The sequence below is a fragment of the Spirosoma radiotolerans genome (assembly GCF_000974425.1).
Lineage (GTDB): Bacteria > Bacteroidota > Bacteroidia > Cytophagales > Spirosomataceae > Spirosoma > Spirosoma radiotolerans.
Genome location: NZ_CP010429.1, coordinates 5,367,292 through 5,389,765, shown reverse-complemented (window position 1 = coordinate 5,389,765; position 22,474 = coordinate 5,367,292). Strand labels below are relative to the sequence as shown.

Below are 22,474 nucleotides of genomic sequence, written 5' to 3'. Positions count from 1 at the left end.
CTGGGGCAAACTTATTTTAAACGAATCGTATCGTTACTATCCGTTACCCGTAGGTAAGTCCCTATTACTATGGCCCAGACAACATGCACACCCGATGAAAAGCGCTTAAACCAGCAGATGGTAGCGCTTCGTGATGCCATTGAGCTCTTGAGTGGCAAGTGGAAATTTGGCATTTTACTGGCCTTACACGTCCATGGAGCGTTGCGATTCAGCGCGTTACAGGAACGTTCAGCCGGTATTTCACCCAAGGTGTTAGCGGAAGAATTGCAGGACTTAGTAGCCAATCGACTGATCACCCGAACGATCAATAACACAAAACCGATTACCGTTACGTACGCCATTACCGAGCATGCCTTTGCCGCAGAGCCTGCGATTCTGGCCTTAATCGAATTTGGGTTGAAGCACCGACAAAAAATTATGAGCGAATAAGGCCATACGTCGTAGGCTTCTAAAAAAGAGCGCTCCCGTACCCTGTCCCCGACATAGTAGACCGGCATTTCGGGTTAGTGAAGGCGTTTTCTCCTGGCAGGGCTTACGGCTTCGCCCCTAATCCTTCTGTTACCTGCGTCCTGAGCATGTCCTCTAACAACGTTTCCCCGTATACAGGCTCGGCCTTACCGCCTTCAAAGACAATCCACTGTCGGTTGAACCCGTCGTTCATTTCGGCCATCAGCCGGGAGGCATCCTGAGTGAAGCCAAACGACGAATAGGTTTGTTCATAGTCGGCAGGTGAGATCGCCACCGCCCGAATCGGCCGACCGGTATGGTAGGCCAGTATCGAGGCTACGTTGTCGGCTGAATACCGGCAGGGGCCTTCCAGCTCGAGGATACGGGCTCCCGTCCAGGACTGAGTCAGCAGTTCAGCCGCTAGCTGACCAATATCCTGGACGGCAACCATTGGAATAAGTAGGTCGGTAGGGTTCAAAAAACTGTGTAGTTGTCCCGATTGAACCGCCCCCGGAATACTGCCGATAAAGTTCTCCATAAACCAGCCCGCCCGGATACCCGCGGTGGGTATGGGTAGCCGCGTAAGCGCCTGTTCCAGGTCATACAATTTACGGATGGCCCCGGTGCCATGGAGTAAATGACCACCAATGGAGGAGAGATAAACGACCTTTTTAGGGTGGGCACTTTTTAATGCCATACTGATAGCCGCTACCATCTGCTGGTGTTGCTCAAGGACGTTCTCCAAATCCAGCCCCGGTGGCGTCATAATAAAAACGGCTTCGGTACCGCGAAAGGCTTGGGTGAGCGCGGCTGCATCGAGTAAATCAGCGGCTACGACCTCCGCCCCCCGGGCTGCCCACTGGGTTGCCTTGGCCGGATTCCGAACAACGGCCCGGATGGGTTGGTGTTGATGGAGCAACAGTTCCCCGATTACCTGGCCAACCTGGCCGGTGATTCCAAGGATTGCAATCATGTTTTTTAAGGAATATAGCGAGAAAGAAATAAACGCTAGACCAATGAAGCCCCACCGTCTATCGTAAAGCACTGCCCCGTAGCAAAGGGCTGCTTCATCATAAATAAAAAGGTTTGGGCGATTTCTTCCGGCTCGCCGATCCGCTTGACTAACAACTGGTTACCAATTGATTCAAACAAATTTGCCCGGTCGGCCTCGTTCATGCCGCTCCATAAATTGGTTCTGACCAAGCCGGGCGAAACGATATTGACGCGTATGGGGGCCAGCTCAACGGCCATGGCCCGGCAGAATCCTTCCATGGCGCTGCAGATACTGGTTCCCAGCGACCAGCCAGCCCCCGGCCGCTGGCTGGTGATGCCGCTGGTCAGGCAAATGGAGCCACCTGACTTAATGTGCGGTGCCCCGTATTTTACGGCGGCAAAGGCACCCCAGAATCGAACGGCAAAATAGTCTTTGGCTTGCGCGATATTGAGAGTTTCAAGCCGATTGAGGCTGATGTTCTCTCCGGCGGTATATACCAAATGATCAAAGGGCCCAATGTGGTCAAAGAATTCGTGTATGTTCTCTTCCTGACTCAGATCGAGCGCAACCCCTAAACTATCGCTCGAAAGCTGAGCGAGCGCGTCATTGACCCGTTGCTGATGGCTGGATACAATAACCACATGAGCGCCCTCGGCTGCGGCTGCTTTGGCGGTGGCGAGTCCCAGGCCGGAACTTCCGCCTAGAAGAATGATTCGTTTGCCACTTAAGGAGAATGGCTTATCGGGTGTATTCATCATCGTTTGCTTTGTGAAGACAAAGGTCACGACGACAAATCGCCCACGATTTACCAAATGGTAAAAAACGATTTAAACGTAGCCAACTGAATGAGCCCTCTGAGGTAAAAAATGTAGTTGGGGACCGGCCGGTGCGCAGCCGGAGTTGGGTAAAGACTTCACGCAAGGCCTGCTGCTACTGGGGCCGCTCGTCGGCCTTCTGGGGAATGGCCACTTTGCCCAGACCCCGCCGGTAAGCCATGAGCTTACCCGGAATCTGGTCGACGGTCAACACCTCATCGGTCAGGTCGGTGGCAATAGCCTGGCTCCGCCGTTTTCCTTGATGCGCTTAAGACCCATGGATCCGTCGGTCCCCGTGCCTGAGAGCACCACTCCGACGGCCCGTGGCCCGTGCAAATCGGCCAGGGTACGAAAGAATATATCAACAACCAGTGCCCGGCGTTTCTCCTGGGTGGTGTTGGGCAAAACGGCCCGGTGGCCATCCTCCATCACCAGATGACCATTGGGTGAAATAACGTAGACCGAGCCGGGCTCCATCTTAAGCCTGTCGTTTACTTGGCGAATGGGGAGTGAGGTTACGGTTTGTAAAATGGGCCCCAACTGGCTATCAAAGTCGGGCGACAGATGCAGAATCACAATGAAGGCCAACCCCGATTAGGGGCACCTGTTCAAAAAAAGCCATTAGGCATACGGTACTTTTTTAGATATACCTACTTACTGTAAAAGCTCATTCTCAAGTGGCGCTTGTGCCTGAGACCACAGAGAATTTACGCTTAGTTAATGTTGGTCATAAAGGGTACTTACTATCATTTGTTTCGGCAATATTGTCGATCATTACAGGGAATTATTTAACCACAGTAACTCATTGATGCCAACCCATTCGATCCCAGTGGCTAATGGCTTACGGATGCTCTTTGACAAGGCCGTGGCCCAAGGAGGGCAACTGGTGGACGGCAATCTACAGTTGCCACCCAGCTTGGGTAAGGGCTTTATTAAGCTGGTCTCCATCGAACCTGGTCTACTGCTGACCATTCACCGCTACTGGCTGCAAGAAGAAACCCTCGTAGAACGCCTGGCCGAAGAGAATCAGTCGGAACGATTATTGGTTTCATTTCAATCCGTTGACCCTGCTCTATCCGCTGCGGGTCACCTGTCGACCGCACAGCTCGCTTCCACAACCCTTACCGTCAGGACCGTCCTACCCGCACACACTCTCATTTTCTTCGTTGGGCTAGTCGTGGAAAAAACCGTGTTGGCTTATTGGTTGGGCCACCCCCAGGCTGGACCATTAAGCCTATTCACTAATCAGCAACCCCGATTAGTGGAAGCTTTGCTCACGCCTGAAATCCAGATAGCCTTACAGCAGATAACGGCCCTACGTCCTGAGGATGAGTTGAATGGGTTATTTTATCGCATCAAGGTACAGGAGTTGCTTTATTGGCTGTTTCGAGAACTAGGCCAGCGCTCGATTGGTAATTCCATGGTATTGCATTCGACGGATGTAGCGCGCATTTTTCAGGTGAAGACTCTTCTGCTCGCTAAGCTAGACAAATCACCCAGTCTGGCTCAACTGGCTCAGACGGTGGGCTTGGGTGAAACCAAACTTAAGCAGTTATTCCATCAGGTATTCGGCACCAGTCCTTATGCCTACTATCAAGCAGCTCGCTTACAGCAAGCCAAGCGCTTACTAGCCCAATGGTCGGTATCGGAAGTAGGTCACCAGCTTGGCTTTACTAATTTGGGCCATTTTGCGCAGCTATTTAAACGTCAGTATGGCCTCACCCCCAAACGCTACCAGGCGGCCTTATTAATAAAGAAGGAGCCGTAGCTTCGCCGGATACGAATAGTAATACGCCTAAATAGGCTATTTTGTCCGTAAACATCATCAGACCTTTGTGAAAAGAATAATTAACTCAATACACTTTTCACGCATGGATGCTACGAACCAAACGCCCTCCACTCAACTCCGTATTGGCATTATCTTAGGCAGCACTCGACCTGGTCGCCGAGGTGACAAGCTGGCTTCCTGGCTTCTCGAGAGGGCCAACTCTTACGGTGGAGCTGCTTACCAACTCATCGACCTGGCTGATTATGAGCTGGGTAACCTGGATGAGCCCAACAATCCATCGCTGCAAAACTATCAACATGAGCACACGCGTCGATGGGGAAAATTAATTGACAGCTTCGATGGCTATGTTTTTATTACTCCAGAATACAACCACTCCATACCGGGAGCCTTAAAAAATGCGTTGGACTATGTCTACAAGGAGTGGAATGATAAGGCGGCCGGAATTGTCTGTTATGGCGGTTGGGCATCTGGCTCCCGCGCTGCCGAGACGCTACGGATTATTTTGCCAGAACTTCAAATCGCCACCGTACGGGCGCAGGTATGTGTGTCAACGCATGCGGTCTTTGGGACGGGTGACTTTGTTCCAACTGCCTCCCTAACGACTTCAGTCGAGTTAATGCTGGCCCAACTGTTAGCCTGGGCGAAGGGGATGCGCAACGTACGTGAGGAGAAGGCAAGCTTAGTAGCTTAGAACGAGTCTAGCCCGAGTGAGGGGTAGACCTTTGAGCACTGTGAAAAGCAAATTAACCTCGCCGTTTGGTAGAATCTCAAATAAGGCCCTATTTATTGAAAAGTCAGTTTTTATACGTTGTCAATTTTATTCTGAAGCATTCGGTCATATGCTTAAGGCTTTGCTCTCCCAACAAATCGACCATTTCCCAGCAAAAAATTGATTGCTCTGCCAACGTTTCGGTCAATGCTTTCCTGGTTTTTCAGCTTAGTTATGTAGCGCACGATCTCGTGTTGCAGCGAAGGGCGTAAGTTCTCAAATATTGCCTTGGCTGGTGGGTTTGCCTGCAGCGCTTCTTCTAACTGGGGGTGAAGTTTTAGGCGTCGGTCAGTGGGGTCAACCTCGATCGTAATCTCAAGGGTCTCACCAATTCGTTTGGGCGAATTTTTCAGCATTTTGGTGTTGATGTAAAGCCGCCAGTCACCCCTGTATTTGACTAAAGTCTGTTGGTAGGGCAGTTGGTTGATAGTGCCACGTATCGGAATTTTCCCTTTTTGGTTGCTGGGGTGGTTAAGAATTGGCTCCAAAATCTCTTGTGGTACAAACACAAAGGGGTTTACGCCGATTATGTTAAGGTCAGCAGTAAAGTTGTACATGGGATTTTTTAGTGACTGGACAGGGTGGCTGCCGCAAAGAATTACCTCATTAATCAGTAAATTAATTTGTATTGAGACGAAAAAGATTCTTCTATCCTTGCGAGGAGCGTCCATGCAACATAATATTCCAACAAATAAGAAAATGATATCATTGAGAACTTGGGCTTAGGACAGTCCAAGTGCGGATATATAGATCCTTTTTCATACTTTCAGTAGAAAGTACGAAAGCAAAACCGAGTTTGTCTTGCGCTTGCTTTAAAATAGAAATTATACCTGTGGTAGCTTTGTGCTAATCAGCAAGTTGCTATTTGAGTTTGGGCTATCTTCATTCTTTTTGTCGAATGCTTTAGCAATCTTCTTAAGAATAAGGTTGACGCCGATTCCATCAAAGAGCCAAAAAAGCCACTTGGCGAGCACTTCAAGTAGGTCCATAGCTAGTAGAGTAAGTAAATCAGAAAACAGTAAATCCTTTGCTGAGCGTAAGCATTAACCGCCGTCCATCTACTCTACGAGTATAAATTAACGTAAGCTACTATTACATACAAGAGAGAGTATATATCTTGGGGACAAATGGTTAGTCTTGTATCATTGGACAGGTATAAACTAATCGCTGTCTCTTTAAAGGCTTTATTTCGCTAGAAGATGATTTTTGAGTCGTGAATGTTTTTGTGCCTTTTTCAATTGTACCCCATTTAAGCAATCTCCGTCAGTTTGGGTAAATTGAACGCTTAACTGACATGCCTTTTTTAAACGTTAAATTTGATCAATTCGTCAAACGTCGATAGAAGTCATCCCGGTACGTGTCGCCTACGGGAATTATGGCTTGCCCAATACAGATTCGGCTCCGCTCGACCGAGTCAATTTGATCCAGATTGACTACATAAGATTTGTGCACCCGTACGAACTGAGTAGCGGGTAATTGCTGGACGAGTTGGTGGATCGGCTGTAAGGTCATTAGCCGCCCCTCGGTCAGGTGCAAAACCGAATAGTTTTGCATGGCTTCGATGTAGCGAACCGACCTGAAATCAACCTTTACCAGACGGGTTTCCGTTTTAACGAAAAAATAAGGTCGGTTCGGTTCGGTGGTGGGCGGTAAAGCGACCGTAGAAGCCAGGGAAGTAATTAGCGCACGGGCTTTAAGCACGGCTTTATAAAACCGTTCAAATGAAATGGGTTTCAGCAAGTAGTCGACGGCACTGTGTTCGAAGCCCTCCAAGGCATAGTCGGCGTAGGCCGTCGTAAAAATGAGTCGTACTTTAGGGGCGATCAGCCGGGCTAGTTGCAGCCCATTCAGCTGGGGCATCTGAATATCCAGAAAAAGCAGATCGATGGGTTCTTCACTGAGGTGCGTGAGCACCTCCAGCGGATTAGTCGTGGCTTGAACGAGCGTTAGAAACGGCACGTGCGTAATGTGGGCGCGCAAGACCTCGATAGCCAGCGGCTTATCATCAACGATACCACAACGGATGATTGGGAAGGCCATTACAGGGTTACAGTTAAATGAATAGCAAACGAAGCCGATGAATCAAGAATTTGCAACTGGTGTCGCCCCGGATATTCCAGCTCGAGTCGACGACGCAGGTTAGCCAGACCAATGCCGCCGGTAGCATCTTTATTTCCCATCCGTTTTGCATTACAGCAGCGAAACAATAATTGATTGGCCTCGACCTGACAGGTAATAGTAATGGGCTGCCGGGCATCGAAAAGCGAGCCATGCTTGAACGCGTTTTCCACAAACGGAATCAAGAGCATCGGCGCAATCTGTTGGTCACTGATCTGCCCGTCAATATGCGCATGTACCTGAGCCTGCCCACGCTGGGAAATTTGTTCCAGATCGATGTAGCTCTTCACATAGGCGATTTCGTCAGTCAGCGGTACGGCCGCTGACTGACTCCGGTATAATACGTAGCGCAGCAAATCTGACAATTTTAAGAGCGCGTCCGGGGCCTGCTCGGGACAGGTAAGCGTTAGGGCGTACATATCGTTGAGCGCGTTGAAAAGAAAGTGCGGGTTAACCTGTGCTCGCAATAGGGCTACCTCCGCCTTCATCTGCTCACGATCCCGTTGCTGCTGGCGCACGTATTGCTGGGCAAAGCCAAAAAGGGTGCCGTAAATGACCCAGTTCCAGTAGTATAGACACGCATTTTTCACAAACCATCCCCAGCTAAAATGGGCGTTGACCGCGTAATTATCGTAGTTGAGTAGAGGTTTGAGAAAGCCAAACTCAACCAGATAGCGCATCCCGACAATTAAACTAAGCGTTGTTAACACATGGCCCAGACCGACCCAGCCGTAGCGAATAAAGGAACGATAGACCAGCCCGTACCCTCCATAGAACGCGGTTAGGGTAATCAACAGGTAGGCTGAGCTAATGAGTAGCGTCTGTCCCGCCGACCGCTCAAAGCTGTGACGCGCTTGATGCTGGGCAACCTCGCTGAGCAGCCACAGGGTCCAAAATAGGAAATGGTATAAAAGTAGGTAGGGCCGTTTCATGCTGCTTACGATGGCTCAAATTACCAAAAAACTAGCGTGCCATCCGGTTCGACTTGACAAACGGCCGATTTATGACGACCAACGCCTGGTTAGCCGGGATCAGTCAATTGTTAAACTGGAACCGGTGTTCATCAAGGCGAATCCGGCGTTGGTCAATCGAAGTTGACCGGCAAGCGGAGCCAGTCTAGTTTTGACGGTTCATTTCCCGCTAATTCGCCTTAAACCCATGAAAACGATCCTTTTTCTTCTCCTACTCAGTTCCATCTGCTTCAGTCAGGTGCCCAGGTCGGCCCTGCCTTACGGAGCCAAAGCTGATGAGAAATTGACGGTAACCGTGCATCCTGGCGTCGAACTGTTGTCCATTATTCAGTACCTGGCCGGTCACGCCGGACCGGGGGCTTCCCCTTATCGAACGGCCGTTCGTGCTCATTTTGCTCAATTTCGTAACCACCCAGCCGTCCTGTTTCTCTTCAACTCCGACGCCCGCTTTGGCTACGATCTACCCGAACTGGGCTGGTGCTTCGACCATCCACTACACCCAACATCGTTTACCATACCTGATTCGACATACTGGCTCAACAACTTTTCCCGTTCCGATTTAACCCGCTATCTGACACTGTGTATAGACTTCGCCCAGCAGAGTCAATTTGCCGCCTTCTACCAGTCCCATCAAGCCGACTACGATCGTTGGGGACAAGCTTACCGCCGACAGGTCGATTCGGCGGGGGTAGTACAGAAATTAGAATCATTTTTCCACCAACCGACGGCCAGTCGGTGGTACATCTGTTTAGATCCGCTCAACAGTGCGGGGGCGCACGCCATCATGACCAAGACGCTGTCGCCGACATACGGTCAGTACATCGTCTACCAACAGGGGTATTGGAATCGGCAGGCCAAACCGACGATTGACCCTACCTTCGAGGCAGACGTGTACAACCTGGTTTGGCATGAGGGGAGCCACGTGTACACGAATCCAATTCAGCAAGCATACCGAGCCCAGATCGACTCGCTGAGCTATCTAATGCGCCCAAATGAGCTATTGAGTCGACAGAATATCACCGACTGGCCGCACTTCGTCGATGAGTCACTGGTACGAGCCATTGCGACGGCGCTTAGCCGGGCTTACCGGTCCCCTCAGCAAGCCCAGCAGCGACTGGTGGCCGAGCAGCGGAGCGGCTTCGTGTACACCGATCAGCTGGCTCAACTGATTCTGGAGGACTATATTCAAACGAGGACCTATTCAAGCTTTGCCGCTTACTTTCCCATCTTGCTAAAAAAATGGGCACGACTCAAGCCAGAAGTGATAAATTAAGAGACACCGCTATGAACCGTACCCTACGGCTTGAGTTAGACAAATATTAAAAAATAAGCTTGGTTTTCTAAAAGGCCCATTCTCATTAATGGCTCCCCAGTGAGACAAGGAAACGATCATGAATAGGTTCCCGCTTGGGACGACGTAGTATTCATGTATTTGCTCATTCATTCAGGCACTTACTGAAACGCCCGCCTAAATTCAAGCGGAGACTGGTTGGTTTTATTTTTGAATAACTTGCTGAAGGATGGCAGGTGTTCGAAGCCTAGTTCGTAAGCGATTTCGCTTACCGTTAGGTCCGTGGTAGACAGCTTTTGTTTGGCGAGGGCGATTAGTTTTTCGTGAACGTGTTGCTGGGTACTTTGTCCGGTCAGTGTTTTGAGCAGGCCGCTTAAATAATTGGGTGACACGTTAAGTTTTTCGGAAACGTACTGAACCGACGTAGCCCCATTGAGCACTTGTTCATTTTGATTAAAATAGTTGTCTAATAAGGCTTCTAGTTGCGAAAGCATCCGATGACTACTGATACGTCGCGTAATGAATTGACGGTTGTAAAACCGATCGGCAAGCGAAGAAGGCCTTCCAGTTGGGTAATAATGATTTGATGCGAGAACTGATCGATATTACCCTGGATCTCCCGACTAATGTTTTGACTGATTCCATGAATAATTTCCTCTTCTTTTCCGATAGAAAAAGGGCCTCATGACAAGCATAGCCGAAAAAATCGTGGCGACTGATGTTTTTCGATAAAGGGGTGTTCCACAGAAAATCGGGATGGATCAGCAGCAGCCAACCCGATGGCTTGCCGGTCGTATCTTCGACCGTTTCTATGCGCAGCACTTCCCGGGAGCCAGAAAGTACATAACTCCTTCATCAAAATCATAAGGCTGTTGCCCATACATAAGCTTACCAATCAAATCGCGCTTTACCGAAATCGAGTAAAAATCGAAGACGGCGCTGGCTGGATTGTTGCCCTGCGCATTCCAGATGAGGGAATAGTCGACTAGGCTGATCAGCGGGTGAAGTGGGGAAGGCAAACCGGTCACCCGGTGGAAATCGGTGATCGACTTTACTCGAAGCGGTATTGTAGTTGCTATTGGGGATTCAATTTCGAGCTTTTGCTTTTTGGATACTTGAATCAAGCATGTTTAGGGTGATATTCGGCGCAATCCGACTCATCGCTTTTAGCACTTTAGCTAAACCGGGTTTGATTTCACTCGTACCATTCATAATGCCTTTAATGGCGAGCTTAACTAGTTTATCCGTTATCATATTCATCCCGCTATCGACCAACCCTTTGAAAGGATCGCCTAAAGGTGTGTCGGTGGCGGGTGGGGCCAATTCAATGACCTCTACGTTGGTTTCTTTTAATTGCAGCCGTAATACCTGTGTGTAGGCGTGAACGCCTGCCTTGGCAGCACTATAAATTGGCGATACCGGAAACGGAATGAACGCTAAACCCGAAGAGACATTCACGATGGCAGCCGACGGCTTGGTAAGTAGATGGGGAAGGAATTGATGCACCATTCGAATGATACCGGAAAGATTTATATCGATCTCAGCGGTTATAGTCTCCAGGCTCAGACTAGCGTCCCGCACATCAAGGTTACGCATGATACCCGCGTTATTGATGATCATATTGAGTGTGGGAAACTGCTTGGTTACGAAGGTATATAAGTTTCTAATATCTTCTGGTTTACTGACATCACTCTGAATGGTATAAATCTGAGGGAGTTCTGTTTGAATCTTACTAAGCCTGTCGGCGTCCCGGCCAGTAATAATAAGGGTAGAAGCGCCCTGGGTCAGTAGCTGTTTAGCCAGTTCCAGACCAATGCCACTGGTTCCGCCGGTAATGAGTATCGTGCTGTTTTTGATGTCCATCTGACTTTTTGTTTTGATGGACAAAATTGGGACGTCATCACGGGTTAGGTTTATCCAGACCTATGTATAGTTTAGTCAAAAAGGGGTAGAAGAGCAATGAATTCAATCGGTTGATGAAAAGTGGTCGTTTGCCTTCCAATAAAATAAGAAATTGTTGGCCACGGGGAAAACCGACAGAGCGTGAATGGGCAGGCCTAGCCCCCGGTCGCGGGCCATCATGCTCACGGTGATGGCCATGTACCCTCCCGCACTTTCACCAGTAACGGCGACTTTGACGGGGTTACCGTTAAGCTGAGCGGCATTGTTTTTGACCCTCAAATGTAAATGTCGATGGGGTTGTCCAACTGTTTTCGCTGATCGCGTCCCGGCCGCTAGCGGCCGGGACGACACGGGGAACCGCACGGTGGTCAGATTAACTATAGGATAATCTTATAATTAACTATATATTGGCTTGAGGAGTCTGACGGTCACTTTGACACGAAATCAACCGCTGCGTCGGGCCGCTGGCCGAAAGCACTGAAATTTCCAATAAGGGATAAGTTTTTTATGAAAAATATGGGTCCGCTGACCATTCGTGTCTTAATCTGCACCCAGTGGTTGATCAAGTTACCTAGAATTTATAAGTTTAGTAGATACACACAGAAGACGACGCCTGCCGCGTAAAGCCGATGCAAGCGGGTTGATAATTCATTCTCAACTCATCTTGCTTATCTTGCAACCAACTGTACGGACACCAACCTAAGCAACGTCCGTTCCAGAAGTAACCAATGAGTGAACTAGAATCAACGGAGGCATTTTTGGCTGGCGGGGGGGAGATGGGCCAGCTAATCCGGACCATGGATTGGTCAACCACCCCCTTGGGGCCGATTGCCGATTGGCCACAAAGTTTACGTACCTCCGTTAGTTTATGCCTTTCCTCCACCTTTCCCATTTTGATTGCCTGGGGTCCTGAAACCATCCAGCTTTACAATGATAGCTACCGGCCGATCTGTGGGGCAAAGCACCCTGAATCGATGGGACAGAATTTTCGAATTTGCTGGGAAACGGCCCTGCCCGTGGTAGGAGATGCCTTTACCCGGGGCCAGCAGGGAGAAGGCACCTATATCAAGGATCAGCGAATGCTTTTGGATCGCTATGGGTACCTGGAAGAAGCGTTTATGACCTTTTCCTTCGCCCCTATCCGGGACGAAACAGGCCAGGTGGGCGGCATTTTTCACCCCATAACTGAGACCACCGATAAGATGTTGAGTGCCCGCCGGACCCATGTCCTACGGGAAGTGGCCGCTCGAACCGGAGGTGCCAAGACCAAAGATGATATTTACACGGGCTTAGGTGACTGGCAAACCGATTTAGCCCTCGACCTACCTTTTCTACTCTTTTATGAATTGGTCGATGTAGGTCAAAGGGCCAACCTAGTGCAAACCATCGGCCTGGTAAAACAGGCGATACCATCCCCACTTTGGTCGCTGGACGTGGAATCCACTCCCTGGCTAGCCAACCTAGACCAACAAGAGATTCTTTCAGACCTGATTTCTCTCTTTGGACCACTGGCCGTCGGGCCTTATCCAGAGACGCCCCATCAGGCTGTCCGATTGCCCATTCAACTGCCCGGCCAGGATCAACCCGTTGGTTTTTTACTGGCCGGGGTAAGCGCCTTACGGGCACTGGACGAGGATTACCTGAACTTTTATGGTTTACTGGGAAATACCATAGCGACGGCGTTTTCGAATGTGTATGCCTACCAGCAGGAACAACAGCGAGCGGAAGCACTGGCTGTCCTGGATCAGGCTAAGACTACCTTTTTTAGTAATATTAGCCATGAGTTTCGTACGCCCCTAACCTTGATGCTGGGTCCCCTGGAAGAGCTGCAGCAACTGCCAACCCTAGCCGCTACTGGCTACCAGGAGCCGATCGAGACGATCCATCGGAATGCGCTTCGTTTACTAAAACTGGTCAATAACCTGCTGGACTTTAGCCGACTGGAAGCGGGCCGGACGAAGGCCATTTTTCGGCCGACAAACTTGTGGGAATTTACGCAGAATTTAGCCAGCAGTTTCCGCTCCCTGATCGAGCGGGCGGGTTTACGTTTCGAGGTAGTAGGACATCCCTTACGGACTTTGGTGCCGGTCGATGCCGACATGTGGGAGCAGATCGTATTAAACCTGCTCTCGAACGCCTTTAAATATACTTTACAGGGAAGCATCCAGGTACAGCTGCAGGAAGATGCGGAATGGGCCGTTTTAACGGTGTCCGATACGGGTGTAGGTATTCCCGCCAGCGAATTACCCCACATGTTTGAACGCTTCCACCGGGTAGCCAATGCTGGGGGAAGAACCCACGAAGGCACGGGCATTGGCCTCTCGCTAGCCAGCGAACTGGTCAGTTTGCATCAGGGAACCATCGAGGTGCATAGCCAGGAAGGCAAGGGCAGCACATTCACCGTGCGTATTCCCATGGGGGGGGCAGCATCGACTTCCCCAGCGGTTGACGCCGAGCGTCAGCCCAAGCCAAGTGGACAGGGGAATCTCCTGCTACAGGAAGCCAGTGCCATGCTCCCTGAACTAAAGGAAACCAGCTCCTTAGTGAAACCGATCATGACCGACGGGGAGCCCCAACACCAAATACTGGTTGTCGATGACAATGCCGACATGCGGTCGTACCTGAAACGTCTGCTGGACCCTCATTTTGTTGTTAACACAGTAACCAATGGGATGCAGGCTCTTGAGTGGTTACAGCACAACACTCCCCAGTTAATTCTGAGCGATTTAATGATGCCCGTGCTGGATGGTAGCCAGCTCTTACAGCGAATACGTCTGAATCCCGCCACGCGTCATATCCCGCTCATCTTTCTGTCGGCCAGGGCCGGTCAGGAAGCTCGGATCGAAGGCCTGGAAGCGGGGGCCGATGATTACCTGGTGAAACCCTTTTCGGGCCCCGAACTATTATCGAGAGTGCGTACCCAGGTCAGTCTGGTCCAGTCACGTCGTCAGGCCGAACGGCGGCTGCGCAATTTGCTGGAACAGGCCCCGGTAGCCATCATGCTGGTCAGTGGCGAAGCGCTGCTGGTGGAACTCATCAACCCCGCTATGTTAACCCTAATTGACCGGGAGGAGGGTGTCGTGGGTAAACCCCTATTGGAAATCATGCCTGAACTGGATGGCAATCCGGCCGTCGACGCCTGTAAGCAGGTTTGGCGAACGGGGGTAACCTACCAGGGTCAGGCCTTGCCCGTTCCCGTCAAGCGGCAGGGTAAATTGGATACGGGGTACTACAGCGTTACCTATACGCCGTATCAGGAGGGTGGCCTGCGCATTGGAGTCTTACAGGTGGTCGTAGAGGTAACCGACCAGGTTAAAGCACTCAAGAAGCTGGAGATTAGTGAATCTCGGTATAAAGAGTTGGCCAATCACCTGGAACAGCAGGTTCAGGAACGAACGCATCAGTTGCAGGCTTCCATTCAGGAGTTACAACGCTCGAATCTAAACCTGTCGCAGTTTGCCTACGTCGCCAGCCATGATCTTCAGGAGCCCCTGCGTAAAATTCAGTCGTTCGGGGATCTGCTCAGTAGTCGGTATGCGGCATCGCTGGGGGAGGGGGCCGATTATGTGGCCAAGATGCAATCGGCGGCCAGCCGCATGTCCATTCTCATCAAAGATTTATTGTTGTATTCGCAAATCACTACCCGTCAGCAAAAAAGTAGCCCTGTGTCGATAACGCAGGTCATCGAGCGGGCACTGAGCGCGTTGGAATTTTCCATTCAGCAGACTGGAGCCTTTATAAGCGTCGAGACCATGCCAACTCTACTGGGGGATAGCTCTCAACTGAGCCAGCTGTTTCAGAATTTGATCAGTAATGCCCTTAAATTTCGACGTCCTAAGACTACCCCAACAATTCACATACAGTCTAACCTTATCTCGTCGGCCGCCTTGCCAGTCAGCTTTAAAGCGGCTAATCCGGAAATGAATTATCACCAGATAGACGTTACTGACAATGGAATAGGCTTTGAGGAAAAGTATTTGGATCGCGTCTTTCAGGTCTTCCAGCGACTTCATACCAAAAGCGACTACGCCGGCACGGGCATCGGGTTAGCTATCTGTGAAAAAGTAGCCGCCAACCATGGTGGTTTTATCACGGCCAGTAGTAAACCGGGTCAGGGAGCCACCTTTACGGTCTATCTTCCTGCCTAGCGCTGCGCTAATACCACTAGCAACGATAAGCGTAAACGCTCGCCAAACGCTCCCAACTGAGACGAGGAGTGCTGTCGGTAAATGGGGCATCTGGTGAATCGGTTAACTCATCAAAAGCTTCATCGTTTGACTAGCAGACAGGAAGAGTCTGTAGAACTTTCCCTGCTTTCCTAAGGCAAAGTTTTACAAAACGAGAGACTAGTTCTTAAATCATTTTCCTGATTAAACTTAATCGAATGTTCCTTTAAGTATTGTTTAACAATGCCTTTGTTTTTAGCGAATAAATGCAAGAAACCCACTTGGCTGGCCGGATGAAATTGGCCATTAGTATCCCGTAATCTGAACGCTGCTTTTTTTGAAAATACCATATCACTATGAGTGTCTAACCGGGCTATCGGTCCATTACTAGCTGAATACGTGGTCGTTGTTCGTATCGAGGAGGCACCCATTGACTGTTGGTAGCCGCCTTCCTTTTCTCGATCAATCAAAACCATTGTTCGTTTCGTTAGCAATTGAGCGGAACCATAGGTCCCTACCAACTGCCAATACGTCTTGGGATACTCGTAGTAAAACGAGTCGGGGCCGATAACCACCAGTTGAAGGGTGGGATCATTTTCCAGGGCGAGTGTATCGCCGGTAGCGTTGATAAACTGCATCTCGTTCAAAAAAAGATGATAGTTAAATCGAGCTGCTGCCGACTTGTTGGCTGCATAAACAAGCTTGCCCATGGTAAATTGAGGATATTGGTAGCGGTCCGTAAACGACAGGGAACCCGTCAAGTTCTCCCCCGCTTTAATCCGGATATATTGATTGCTTTGGGCAGCCACCTCCGAATACACCCCCATCAACAGGAAACCAACGAACGCTACAACTTTCATACCCGAGACTAGTAAATCGTATAAGATTTGGAAACGATAGGCCTTGGCGCCTGTTCTGTCAAATGCAAGCTCGATATTTCGGAAGGCATGTAAGTTAACGGGTTAACGTAAGTTAATGGGTTAACAGAATAGATGCGCTATAGGTGTTAAAAACACGGCAGGTGTTAGCTAACGGCATGTCGCTCAAAACCCTGGTTTTACTAGGCAGATCATATATCTGCACCTTAAAAGAGGCATTTGATTAAATGATTTTTGAGTAAAGGAAGTGAGTTGTTACCCATGAACGGTTTTGATACGTCTCAACGAGAACCTGAAGCATACGTAGCTAAGTTGACGGGTTAACTTCTTAACTCCAGCAAAATAATTTGTCAGCGTGGGTGATAAATAGGCCGCTTGATGATTAAGTATGTCGGCCCTTAAGTTAGGGTCTCCTTAAACAAGCATATTTATGCAAAAACCATCTGTTAAACTACTTTTACTTGCTGCCTGCTTACTAACGATTTGTTGTCTGTATTTTTTGTTTGGCCGCTAAACCCCTTCCCCTAAAACCGCCTGAGAGCATGAATATTTGGAACATCAAAGAATATGAAGGGGACGGGCTCCGTTGTCCTATTGTACCCCTTGACTTGCCATGGTATAAAAAAACAGTTTTGTTTTTCTTTCGATTTGGTATTTGCCCCCTGTGTGTAGTCAGCAGTATGGGGTATGGTCTGATGAAAGCGTTACGCAATCTAAAAACATAACGTGACCAATGGGTTTAACCAGACTTTCCGATGAGCGCCTGCTTGAACTGCTTCGAGCGAATAAATCAGAGGGACTCGTTTTTTTCTATCAGCACAGTTATCCAACCGTTGAACGGTACGTGCAGGCCAATCAAGGCACGGCTGAGGAGGCCCGTGATGTGTTTCACGATACGCTACTGATTGTGCTCAATAAAGTAGATAAGCCGGATTTTCAGCTCACTGCATCGCTTAATACGTATGTAGTTTCGATCAGTAAGCACTTATGGCTGCAACACCTCAAGCGCAAAAAACGGTTTGCCTCCCTTGACGTCGATGAGTTAGACCCGCCAGCCGACGAATCGGCCGACACGGCGGCTAAGTTATCCCCCTTTAAACTGATAGGGGCCATATTGTCCTCCATCACAGCAACTTGTCTTACCTTGCTAACCGCCCTGTTTTTTCAGAGGAAATCCATTGATGCGTTGATGCATGAGATGGGATATGCCAATCGACATACAGCTCAGAACCAGAAATATAAATGCCTGATGCAGGCGCGTCGTCAGGGCCGCGCTTTGTTGGACCGAATTGATGAATAGCCTGCCGGTTGCTTCATTGAATAGAGCAACTGTGACTTGTCTTGCGCTGGCTGGAATTGAAAACTATCAATTAAGGCTGCTATCGAGTACTAAAAGTGCTCATTTCCTTTACAGCATAGTACTAACTATTATTGACCTTTATAAACCCCAGTACCAATGACCGAATATCAAACACCCAAAGACCGAGCCTTTACTAACCTGCTGTTGAAATCAGCTCCCCAAGAGTCCGCTGCCTTTATGAATCTTAAGCATAGCGCTGAGCGTACCGATGGCGTCATTCCTATTAAGTATCGGGAGCTGATGTCAGTGGCCGTTGCGTTGACAACTCAATGCGGCTACTGCATCGAAGCTCATATCAACAACGCTGTGCAGGCGGGTGCCAGTCGTGAGGAGATTGCCGAAACGGTCTTTATCGCAGCCGCGTTGCGGGCGGGTGGTGCCGTGGGGACGGGCTTGATGGCGATGCGTCTGTTTGAGGAGGCTAGCTCGTCCAGCCAATGAGGACTCTCATTGCGCCTTTACTAAACCCCTGATAGGTTCAACTGACAATCACACCCACAGATCTTTATTCTCATAAAAGCCTCTTATTTGGGAGTAGACAGCATTTATGTATCTGCTATGCACGCAACTGGTTTAAGTGTATATCGTCAACTGAAAGTGGACAAAAAGGGTGAAAGTAGGAAGAGACAATTCAGTAAATTGTTTCACCCAAACCACCTTAGTTATGTCCAAATCGGTCAAATCCCAATGAAAACGTTCCGCGACCAACTCCTCAACTTTTGCTGAACGCAAACCAGCCCTATCCATTATTAAAGACAGCCAGCGTCAGACGCGTCGGCAGTATACCAAAGGCAAAATTGGTTTCGCTGCGCGTTTCAATGGTGATTATGTGTGCCGTGAAGATTGGAGCCTATTTAATCAGTTGTTACAATCGCCTGGTAGGCAACATCATTTTACTAATATAACGCGATAAATTACCAGGAAAACCCAGAGTTGCTCGTATCTCTTGTTGCTTTTCTCCTAATTCGTCGGAAGCCATATTCTGGAAACGCCTGGCGTAGTAGAATCAGCTTTTTTGTAACATTGCTCAGCCGTTTACGATTAACTAATCAAACGATTTTGTGATGAGCCTACCTACTTCGCTTTCCGGACAACCTGATTTTGGTCGTTCCCGTGTTGTTATCGAACGTGTCAGTCCCGAACTGGACGGTGGTCAATTTCCTATAAAAGCTATTCCTGGCGATGTGGTGGCCGTAGAAGCCGACATCTTTGCCGATGGACACGATTACCTAACGGCGGTTTTGTTGTATAAACATATTGACGAGGCCAACTGGACCGAAATGGCGATGGCTCCTCTTGTGAATGATCGCTGGGGGGCCTCATTCGTTGTCGAAAAACAGGGCCGTTACCTCTATACTTTCGAAGCCTGGATCAATCACCCTGCCTCCTGGCAGCACGAGATCCATTTGAAAGTAGCCGATGGGCAGCGAATTACCAGTGAACTACTGGCGGGAGCCACTTATCTGGACGGTATGCTCGAACGAGCCGGGGGTAAAAAAGCCGATGCAACTGCTGTAAAATCAAAAAGTAAAAAGAAGGTCGAGGTTAGCGAGGAAACGCCCGATGTTAAGGCACTCCGGGAGATGGCTGCTCTGTTTCGTGCCGGATCGGCCGCAGCCGAAGGCGACCCGTATAACGAAGCCGTATCCGTAGCCGAAAGTGATCAGTTTACGTTTTACGCCAACCGCTACCCCGAACGCAGCCACACCACCCGCTATGGGCATGAGTTGGGGGTAGAAGTCGACCGGGCACGTGCCGGATTCAGCACTTGGTATTGTCTTTTCCCCCGATCGGCTTCACGCCAGGAAGGGAAGCACGGTACGTTTCGGGATGTAGAAGCGTTGCTGCCCCGCATATCGGGCATGGGTTTCGATGTGCTCTATTTGCCCCCTATTCACCCCATCGGAACCGCTCACCGGAAGGGTAAAAACAATTCGGTCATCTGCCAGCCGGGCGAGCCGGGTGTACCGTATGGCATTGGCTCCGAAGCAGGTGGGCACGACACGATCCATGCTGAACTGGGTACAGTCGATGACCTCAAACACCTGATTGCCATTGCCAAAAATTACGACATGGAGATTGCCATGGACCTGGCTATTCAATGCTCTCCCGACCATCCCTGGGCCAAAGAACACCCGGAGTGGTTCAAGAAGCGGCCCGATGGCACCATTCAATACGCCGAAAATCCACCCAAAAAGTATCAGGATATTTACCCGGTCTATTTTGAAACAGACGATTGGCGAAACCTTTGGGAAGAATTAAAACGGGTATTGCTGGTGTGGGGATCGTGGGGCGTTCGGATTATCCGGGTCGATAATCCGCATACCAAGCCCTTCGTTTTCTGGGAGTGGATCATTGCGGAAGTCAAAAAAGAATACCCGGATATGATCTTTCTGTCTGAGGCCTTTACCAAGCCGAAGGTGATGCAGGAACTGGCCAAACGGGGTTTTACCCACTCGTATACGTACTACACCTGGCGCAATACCAAAGCCGAGTTGCAGGAATACATGACAGAGTTGACGCAGGGCGAAATGAGGCATTACTTCCGCCCTAACTTCTGGCCGACCACCCACGATATTAACCCCTACAGCCTGCAGTCGGGTCATGAGCCACAGTTTCTGATTCGTTATTTCATGGCGGCTACGCTATCGAGTAATTACGGTATTTATGGCCCGTCATTTGAGCTGATGGAGCATATTCCCTTCCCCAATAAAGAGGAATACCTGAATTCAGAGAAGTACGAAATCCGGCTGTGGGATTGGGACAAAACGAACAAACTCACGTACCTCATCACGCTTGTCAACCGGATCCGACGCGAGAATGCAGCCTTACAAACCACCAACAATCTGACGTTCTGCACCGTCAGCGACGACGCCATTATGGCCTATCTGAAAATAACGGGTGGTAATCGACTACTGATCGTGGTCAACACGGATGCCTATCAACGGCGGGCTGGTATGGTGCAGGTACCAATCTGGCAGCTGGGCATTGGGTATGATCAACCGTACAAAGTGCACGACCTGCTCACCGGAGCGTATTACACCTGGCAGGGAGAACAAAACTACGTTGAACTGGACCCCTACGTGCTGCCCATGCACTTGTTACGAATTGAACTGTAATCAATTTTTGTCATCCCGACCGATCCGCCAGTCGGGATGACAAAAATCGATTCATGGACACCTACAGCTTTACCAACGTGTTCGAATAGGAGAGTGTGGTCTCGGCTATTTCGGAGGTACCCGTTACGGGGGCGGCACCGATGGGTTCGGAAGTACAGGCCAGCGCAATGTGCCCTTCGGTAGCTAACATACCTGATGTTGGATCGAGGCCGATCCATCCGGCACCCGGAATAAATACTTCTGCCCAGGCGTGCAGTGCCAGCGAATTTTCTGTCAATTCGGAGGGCCCTTCTGGTACGACCTGGGCCAGATAGCCGGAAACAAACCGGGCGGCCAGCCCAAATCTCCGCAGTGTCTGAACAAGCAGCCAACCCGAATCACGGCAGGAGCCAATGGCGAGGTCAAGCGTTTCTTCAGCCGTTTGTACACCGGGCTCCATGCGCGTAGTGTAGGCAATATCCTGAAAAATGCGTTTATTCAGGTTAATCAGAAAGTCGATAGTGCCCTGCGTCGTTCGGTCAATTGTCTGAAGCCACTGTTCATAATGGGTTCCCTGCTCCGTAACCTCCAGATAAGGGGCAAGGTCTTTTTTTAACTGGGCCTCATAATCGAAAGGGAACGAGATGGCATAGGTGTCCAGAAAGAAATCGAACGGGTTGACCGGCTCCAGGCTGGCAATAATATCCACATCAATGGACATCGACTGCATGGGCTCCCAAAAATCAATACGGGCAATGAAGTTGCCGAAAGGGTCCTGCTGCCAGTGAATAGCGTGATTGGCGGGCTGAATCGTTAAGGAATAGGACTCAATAGTAGCCCGACTATGCGCCACGGGCCGGAGCCGGATTAAATGGGGCGAGAGCGAAACCAGTCGATCATAATCATACTGGGTGTGGTGGTGAATCGCAACGCGGGTAGACATAATTAGCGAAGGGCGTAGTTATACTTTTTCAAAAACCAGTCGGTAATGCTCCATCGTTTCCCGCTGAAAGCATACCCGGTTCGGACTAACTCTAAAGACAGCAATCAGGTCCTGAAAAGGTTTGTTAGTTAGTAACTTCGGCAATAGTGACACATAAAGCAGGTACTTTTTCAGATTGAAAGCCCGAAAGCGCTTACGCCACTGACCAATTGTTTCGATGTAATCGAGCCGTCCGCTGCTTTGAGAAACAAGCTTAAAAAGAGGCTGGGCATTCCGGATGATCTGTTCGGAGCCATACGGAAGCCAGGAGCCCGGAAACTGGGCAATCATCAGCGCCAGTGCATACGAATCCGAATCCTTAGGTGCATGCAGACTGATTTCGTCGAGGGGAATCATGTTCTTGGCAAACACCATCGTTTGCACATAAAACCGCCCGCCCAGAGGGAGCAATTCATACAGCTTTTTGAAGAAATCGGCGTATACCTGGTCCTGCTGACCAGCCCGATACTGTTCGATGGAACAGAAATGCTCCATGCCACCAATGCAGGTCACCGCATCGAAGGTGCCATAATCAGCCGGTGTAATGGTACGGCAATCCCTGACGTCAACCGTCAGTCCATTAGCCCGGCAAGCTTCGGCCTGTCCGCTGGAAAGTGTCACCCCCCGACAGTCGGCCCCGCGTTTTTTGATGTACGTCAGAAAAGGACCCCAGCCACATCCCATATCGAGCACTTTCGAGCCCGCCGTTACGCCCAGGCTATCGGCAATGAATTTATGCTTTTGCTCCTGGGCCTGCTCAAGCGTCAGCGAAAAGTCGCCGTTGTACATGGCCCCGCTATAATCGCCGGTTTGCCCAAGGCTCAGGCGGAAAACTTTGTCGATCGTGGTATACGTAAAATCGAGGTCTTGCTGTGATGCCATAATCTGGAAGAG

Annotated in this window: 21 protein-coding genes and 1 pseudogene; 9 read left to right on the top strand and 13 right to left on the bottom strand. The window is 49.8% G+C overall.

The window, feature by feature from the left end; genetic code table 11:
• The first annotated feature begins 69 nt into the window (after positions 1-69).
• Positions 70-429: a winged helix-turn-helix transcriptional regulator gene (locus tag SD10_RS21895; protein WP_046576755.1), complete on the top strand. Its 360-nt coding sequence runs from the start codon at positions 70-72 to the stop codon at positions 427-429.
• Positions 430-532: 103 nt separating this feature from the next.
• On the opposite strand, the gene SD10_RS21890 is transcribed toward SD10_RS21895, so the two are convergent.
• From SD10_RS21890 to SD10_RS21880, 3 genes are all read right to left on the bottom strand, one after another.
• Positions 533-1,420, bottom strand: coding sequence for an NmrA family NAD(P)-binding protein (locus SD10_RS21890; RefSeq protein ID WP_046576753.1), 888 nt, complete (start codon positions 1,418-1,420; stop codon positions 533-535).
• A 35-nt stretch (positions 1,421-1,455) separates the two neighbouring features.
• The gene (locus SD10_RS21885; protein WP_227699046.1) at positions 1,456-2,226 is read right to left on the bottom strand and encodes an SDR family oxidoreductase; all 771 of its coding nucleotides are present in this window, start codon (positions 2,224-2,226) and stop codon (positions 1,456-1,458) included.
• Between the two features lie 252 nt (positions 2,227-2,478).
• The gene (locus tag SD10_RS21880) at positions 2,479-2,844 is read right to left on the bottom strand and encodes a chemotaxis protein CheB (RefSeq protein ID WP_046576749.1); all 366 of its coding nucleotides are present in this window, start codon (positions 2,842-2,844) and stop codon (positions 2,479-2,481) included.
• Between the two features lie 220 nt (positions 2,845-3,064).
• Here SD10_RS21880 and SD10_RS28880 point away from each other — a divergent pair, with 220 nt between their 5' ends.
• Both SD10_RS28880 and SD10_RS21870 read left to right on the top strand, forming a co-directional pair.
• Positions 3,065-4,024: a helix-turn-helix transcriptional regulator gene (locus SD10_RS28880; RefSeq protein ID WP_052731257.1), complete on the top strand. Its 960-nt coding sequence runs from the start codon at positions 3,065-3,067 to the stop codon at positions 4,022-4,024.
• Between the two features lie 103 nt (positions 4,025-4,127).
• Positions 4,128-4,736 carry an NADPH-dependent FMN reductase gene (locus tag SD10_RS21870; protein ID WP_046576747.1) on the top strand — a complete coding sequence of 203 codons (609 nt, stop codon included), beginning with the start codon at positions 4,128-4,130 and terminating at the stop codon, positions 4,734-4,736.
• A 152-nt stretch (positions 4,737-4,888) separates the two neighbouring features.
• Here SD10_RS21870 and SD10_RS21865 read toward each other — a convergent pair whose 3' ends face one another.
• The 4 genes from SD10_RS21865 to SD10_RS28875 form a co-directional block, all read right to left on the bottom strand.
• On the bottom strand, positions 4,889-5,485 hold the full coding sequence (locus tag SD10_RS21865; protein ID WP_227699045.1) for a YdeI/OmpD-associated family protein: 597 nt from the start codon (positions 5,483-5,485) through the stop codon (positions 4,889-4,891).
• A 153-nt stretch (positions 5,486-5,638) separates the two neighbouring features.
• A complete protein-coding gene (locus SD10_RS29715; protein WP_158500589.1) occupies positions 5,639-5,803 on the bottom strand; it encodes a hypothetical protein in 165 nt (54 codons plus the stop codon).
• A 331-nt stretch (positions 5,804-6,134) separates the two neighbouring features.
• Positions 6,135-6,854 carry a LytR/AlgR family response regulator transcription factor gene (locus tag SD10_RS21860; protein WP_046576741.1) on the bottom strand — a complete coding sequence of 240 codons (720 nt, stop codon included), beginning with the start codon at positions 6,852-6,854 and terminating at the stop codon, positions 6,135-6,137.
• Positions 6,854-7,864 (bottom strand): sensor histidine kinase, encoded by a 1,011-nt coding sequence (locus tag SD10_RS28875; RefSeq protein ID WP_052731256.1) that lies wholly within the window; start codon positions 7,862-7,864, stop codon positions 6,854-6,856. The genes SD10_RS21860 and SD10_RS28875 overlap by 1 nt, the downstream gene beginning before the upstream one ends.
• A 10-nt stretch (positions 7,865-7,874) precedes the next feature.
• Between SD10_RS28875 and SD10_RS29710 the strand changes: the two genes are divergently transcribed.
• Complete coding sequence (locus SD10_RS29710) at positions 7,875-8,030, top strand: hypothetical protein (protein ID WP_158500588.1); 156 nt, start codon at positions 7,875-7,877, stop codon at positions 8,028-8,030.
• Between the two features lie 60 nt (positions 8,031-8,090).
• A complete protein-coding gene (locus SD10_RS21850) occupies positions 8,091-9,176 on the top strand; it encodes a DUF4932 domain-containing protein (RefSeq protein WP_046576739.1) in 1,086 nt (361 codons plus the stop codon).
• 179 nt (positions 9,177-9,355) lie between these two features.
• On the opposite strand, the pseudogene SD10_RS21845 reads toward SD10_RS21850, so the two are convergent.
• The 3 genes and pseudogenes from SD10_RS21845 to SD10_RS21835 all read right to left on the bottom strand — a co-directional run bounded on the left by SD10_RS21845 (position 9,356) and on the right by SD10_RS21835 (position 11,375).
• Positions 9,356-10,273, bottom strand: a pseudogene (locus SD10_RS21845) (helix-turn-helix domain-containing protein).
• Positions 10,274-10,280: 7 nt separating this feature from the next.
• Positions 10,281-11,057 (bottom strand): SDR family oxidoreductase, encoded by a 777-nt coding sequence (locus SD10_RS21840; RefSeq protein ID WP_046576736.1) that lies wholly within the window; start codon positions 11,055-11,057, stop codon positions 10,281-10,283.
• Positions 11,058-11,159: 102 nt separating this feature from the next.
• Positions 11,160-11,375 carry an alpha/beta hydrolase gene (locus SD10_RS21835; RefSeq protein WP_046576735.1) on the bottom strand — a complete coding sequence of 72 codons (216 nt, stop codon included), beginning with the start codon at positions 11,373-11,375 and terminating at the stop codon, positions 11,160-11,162.
• A 449-nt stretch (positions 11,376-11,824) separates the two neighbouring features.
• Between SD10_RS21835 and SD10_RS21830 the strand changes: the two genes are divergently transcribed.
• Positions 11,825-15,244 (top strand): ATP-binding response regulator, encoded by a 3,420-nt coding sequence (locus tag SD10_RS21830; RefSeq protein WP_046576733.1) that lies wholly within the window; start codon positions 11,825-11,827, stop codon positions 15,242-15,244.
• 170 nt (positions 15,245-15,414) lie between these two features.
• Here SD10_RS21830 and SD10_RS21825 read toward each other — a convergent pair whose 3' ends face one another.
• On the bottom strand, positions 15,415-16,122 hold the full coding sequence (locus tag SD10_RS21825; RefSeq protein ID WP_046576731.1) for a hypothetical protein: 708 nt from the start codon (positions 16,120-16,122) through the stop codon (positions 15,415-15,417).
• Positions 16,123-16,873: 751 nt separating this feature from the next.
• On the opposite strand from SD10_RS21825, the gene SD10_RS21820 reads away from it, so the two are divergent.
• From SD10_RS21820 to SD10_RS21810, 3 genes are all read left to right on the top strand, one after another.
• Positions 16,874-17,440, top strand: a complete 567-nt coding sequence (locus tag SD10_RS21820) for an RNA polymerase sigma factor (RefSeq protein WP_046576730.1) — start codon at positions 16,874-16,876, stop codon at positions 17,438-17,440.
• Positions 17,441-17,596: 156 nt separating this feature from the next.
• On the top strand, positions 17,597-17,941 hold the full coding sequence (locus tag SD10_RS21815) for a carboxymuconolactone decarboxylase family protein (protein WP_046576729.1): 345 nt from the start codon (positions 17,597-17,599) through the stop codon (positions 17,939-17,941).
• A gap of 623 nt (positions 17,942-18,564) precedes the next feature.
• The gene (locus SD10_RS21810; RefSeq protein ID WP_046576728.1) at positions 18,565-20,619 is read left to right on the top strand and encodes an alpha-1,4-glucan--maltose-1-phosphate maltosyltransferase; all 2,055 of its coding nucleotides are present in this window, start codon (positions 18,565-18,567) and stop codon (positions 20,617-20,619) included.
• Positions 20,620-20,680: 61 nt separating this feature from the next.
• Here the strand turns inward: SD10_RS21810 and SD10_RS21805 are convergent, their stop codons facing one another.
• Together SD10_RS21805 and SD10_RS21800 are read right to left on the bottom strand one after the other, a co-directional pair.
• Entirely contained in the window at positions 20,681-21,541 is an 861-nt protein-coding gene (locus tag SD10_RS21805) for a transglutaminase family protein (protein ID WP_046576725.1), read from the bottom strand.
• Between the two features lie 18 nt (positions 21,542-21,559).
• Positions 21,560-22,462, bottom strand: a complete 903-nt coding sequence (locus SD10_RS21800) for a class I SAM-dependent methyltransferase (protein ID WP_046576723.1) — start codon at positions 22,460-22,462, stop codon at positions 21,560-21,562.
• Positions 22,463-22,474 lie beyond the last annotated feature (12 nt).